Annotated in this window: 3 protein-coding genes and 2 pseudogenes; 1 reads left to right on the plus strand and 4 read right to left on the minus strand. The window is 60.7% G+C overall.

Annotated features, from left to right (window positions below):
• Positions 1-276 (minus strand): YbaB/EbfC family nucleoid-associated protein (locus ABZW16_RS43360; RefSeq protein ID WP_354961992.1); only part of this gene is annotated, 276 nt, incomplete at its 3' end.
• Between the two features lie 128 nt (positions 277-404).
• Here ABZW16_RS43360 and ABZW16_RS43365 point away from each other — a divergent pair.
• A complete protein-coding gene (locus ABZW16_RS43365) occupies positions 405-650 on the plus strand; it encodes a Smr/MutS family protein (protein WP_354961994.1) in 246 nt (81 codons plus the stop codon).
• A 1,031-nt stretch (positions 651-1,681) separates the two neighbouring features.
• On the opposite strand, the gene ABZW16_RS43370 is transcribed toward ABZW16_RS43365, so the two are convergent.
• The 3 genes and pseudogenes from ABZW16_RS43370 to ABZW16_RS43380 all read right to left on the minus strand — a co-directional run.
• Positions 1,682-3,088, minus strand: a complete 1,407-nt coding sequence (locus tag ABZW16_RS43370) for an aspartate ammonia-lyase (protein ID WP_354961993.1) — start codon at positions 3,086-3,088, stop codon at positions 1,682-1,684.
• A gap of 161 nt (positions 3,089-3,249) precedes the next feature.
• Positions 3,250-3,449, minus strand: a pseudogene (locus tag ABZW16_RS43375) (L-asparagine permease); the annotation flags it as partial.
• A 78-nt stretch (positions 3,450-3,527) separates the two neighbouring features.
• Positions 3,528-3,747 (minus strand): annotated as a pseudogene (locus tag ABZW16_RS43380) (acetyl-CoA carboxylase biotin carboxylase subunit); the annotation flags it as partial.

Here is a 3,747-nt window from a genome sequence, read left to right on the forward strand (position 1 = left end):
TTCCTCGTTGAAGGCCTCGATCAACTCACCGCGCTGCGCGAACGCCTGGCGCGCCGCCGCCATCGCCGTATCCACCAACGTCTTCTCGAAGTCCGGCGGCGCAAGCCTCGAAATCGCCTCGGAAAATTCGAGATCGAGTAACTTGCCGTTCCCGTCGACCTCCACCGTCACCGCACCGTCGGGCGAAGTCTCCCGGACCCGGATCGCGGCCATATCGTCCCCGAGATCACGCATCCGATACAGCCGCCGACGCACCGCGTCATCGAGTTCATCCATCGTCTCGTAAAGACCCCTCCCAACGTTGAGATCACCTGGATCTGCCATCCGAGATGGCACTATGAGCGGGCGGTATGTAACGATGAGATCGCGTGTCTTACTCAGGATTTCAGGAGTTGAATGTGGCCGTGACGCTGACAGTTGATCTTCACCCGGTTTTCCGGAGTGATCGCGACATCGACAATGCGGTACGTAGCGCGATCTTCCGTGCGGTTGCGCAGAAGGTCGGCTTGTTGGAGATAATTCCAGGCAAAGGCTCCGGAACCCTGAAGCGCCGTGTTCTCGCGAAGCTCGCCCAGCCAAGCTTGAAAAAGTTCTACCGGCGCGTCGAGGCTGATCCGGGAAACGAGGGCCGGATTCTCGTTCATTTCTGACCGGAGCGTCCCAACGCCCTGACACGCGGTCGTATTTGATCGAGCACAGCCGAATCAATCAACACCCGAGGGTCTTGAACCTGCCAGGCTTCCTCAAAGTGTGACGCCATAAGTACACTCCTTGACCCCGAACTGTTCACACTGGGAAGCCACAGACCCTTTCAATCCAGTGACCCCAGGCTGTCGGCACGGCATGCGGTCAGGGTGAGAAAATGCGCGGCCTCAGTGCGACTGTCCAGGGAACCTGGAGAACCCCGTCGTCGCCGACGTCTCTGTCCACGGATCGCGTGGAGGCCGGCGACTGCTGCTCATTAGTCGTGTTGGCAAGCACGGCCTTGACCATCAGTTCGTGGTCAACAGAATCGAAGAATTTGCTGACGTCCAAATCGATTATCCAGTCCTTCTGCCAGCACGTTTCACGGCATTTCGCGACCGCGTCCAACGCGCCCGCTTCGGCCGATACCCATTGCCACCGATGGTCTGTGTGCTATTGGCCGCCTTTCTGGACAAACGTTTCCCAGGAAGGGCATCCAGGACCAGGGCGGCATCGGCCGCGCGGCGTCGTGCGAATTGCAGACCGAGTTTCTCCGGTCCACGCGGGAGATCCGCAGGACGCCATGCCACGGGGGTCCCCAGGTCCTGCGCCGGCCGCCAACGGTCCTCGAGGAACGGCACCGTGTCGCGGGTGGCGTCCAGACCGCCCCGGATCTCTCACAGATCCAAGTCGATCTGTAATGCCCTGTGCACGGCACCGACATGCTCGCGCAGCCATCGGACCTGACGAGGACTGAAATACCCGATGATCGTGCCATCGTGGCGATCCCAGCAAATCATCGTGTAGCCGCCCGAGAGTCGCACACACACGGGCAGGCAAAGTCCGCGAGCCCAGAACCGCGCAGTGGGCGCGAAGACACGAGGATCCAATGCGATCTCCTGGCGCACCGATTCGAATGTGCCAGCCCAGCTATTGTCGGTCTCCTACCATTCGCCTCAGCCTTCACGAAGCAGCTCCAGGACTCGGCAATCTTTACCTAGTCGGCCACGAGCACGCGTGGGTGTGCGATGGTTTCCGGCCGTAGTAGCCGCTCGAGTTCCTCGGCCGGCAGTAGCCCTTGTTCGAGTACGAGTTCGGCGACGCCGCGGCCGGATACCAACGCCTGCTTCGCGATTCGGGTCGCGGCGTGGTAGCCGATGACGGGGTTGAGCGCGGTCACCAGCCCGATCGAATTGTCGACATACCCACGCATAACCTCCGGGTTGGCGGTGATCCCCGCGATGCACCGACGCGCCAGCACCAGACAACCCGAACGCAGCTGGGTGATGCTCTCGGCAAGCGAAGCCACGATGACCGGCTCGAAAGCATTGAGCTGCAACTGACCCGCCTCCGCAGCCATCGTGACGGTGAGATCGTTACCGATCACCCGGAACGCGATCTGGTTGACCACCTCCGGAATCACCGGGTTGATCTTGCCGGGCATAATCGACGACCCCGCCTGCACCGGCGGCAGATTGATCTCGTTGAACCCAGCCCGCGGCCCCGACGACAGCAACCGAAGATCATTGCAACCCTTGGACAATTTCACCGCGATCCGCTTGAGCACACCAGACAGATGCACAAAGGCCCCGCAGTCCTGCGTAGCCTCCACCAGATCCACAGAAGTCTGCACCGGCAGACCAGTGATCTCCCGCAAATGCCGACAGGCAGCCTCCGCATAACCAGGTGCCGCGTTCAGGCCGGTACCGATGGCGGTAGCACCGAGGTTGATCTCATGCAACAGGGTAGCCGCCTCATCCAGACGCTGCCGGTCCTCACCGAGCATGACCGCGTACGTACCGAACTCCTGCCCCAAGGTCATCGGCACCGCATCCTGCAGCTGGGTACGACCCATCTTCAGCAAACCACCGAACTCCGTTGCCTTGCACTGGTACTCGGCGCGCAGAACCTCCATCGCCTCCGACAACCCCCCGAGCGCGTAAATGGTGGCCAACCGCACCGCACTCGGATAAGCATCATTGGTGGACTGCCCGAGATTGACATGCTCGTTCGGGTGGATACGAGAGTAATCACCCTTGTCGCAACCCAACAGTTCCAGAGCACGATTAGCAATCACCTCATTGGCGTTCATATTCGTCGAGGTACCCGCACCACCCTGCAACACATCAACGACGAACTGGTCATGCAGCCCACCGGAACGAATATCGACACACGCGGCGATGATCACCTCCGCCACATCCGACGCCAGCAGGCCCAACTCGGCATTCGCCCGTGCCGCCGCCTCCTTCACCGCAGCCAACGCCACGATCAACTGCGGGAACGCGCCGATCACGGTACCGGTAATCGGGAAATTCTCCCTGGCCCGGGCAGTATGGATCCCCCAATAAGCATCAGCCGGGATCTTCATCTCACCCAACAAGTCGTCTTCGGTGCGGTAGCTCATGAGGCGTCCTTCGCAGTGCTAGTGCGGCACAAGAATCAATCTGCCGTCGATTGACGTAATATACCATCAAAATGTGGCACAACCAATGGGTTACACGCCGCCCCGCTCGGCAGCCGGGATCGCCGGCTGCCGAGGGGTCCCAGCCGGTCTCGGTGGCGGTCGAAGAAGGTCACGAACGGTTCCTGCCTTTGAATGCGGTGTACGGCAGCGACAGCAACACCAACGACCCCACGTAGAACAGCGCGATCCGGGCGATGACCGAGTTGATCACGCAGAGCATGACCTTCTCCGGATTCTCGGCCCCACCGGCCGCCTTTCCGACGAGTTCGACTGAGGCATAGGCGAAGGCGACCCCCGTGGTGGACAACCTCCGGCGCTGGCCGACCAAGCGATCGTCGCCGCTCCCCACCCGATCCAGGTATCGAACCCTAGGATGACCTCACCCAAGACGCCGACTACGGACCCGGTTAACCGCGGCGACCAGTGCGTCAGTGGAGCCGAGGTGCACTACTTGCGGACCCCCCAATAGTCCAAACCGTTCCGCGGCCGCCGGACCTGCGGCCACAAGTTGATTTTCTTCCTTAACAATTCGAATACCTTTACCGCCACCACCACTTGCGGCTTTTAATACTAAAGGATATCCTATGTCTTTTGCTAAT

This window comes from Nocardia sp. NPDC004604, assembly GCF_040609795.1.
Classification (GTDB): domain Bacteria; phylum Actinomycetota; class Actinomycetes; order Mycobacteriales; family Mycobacteriaceae; genus Nocardia.

Coding starts and splice junctions, on each gene's coding strand:
- ABZW16_RS43370 (WP_354961993.1), bottom strand. CDS start 3,088: ATGAGCTACCGCACCGAAGACGACTTGTTGGGTGAGATGAAGATCCCG.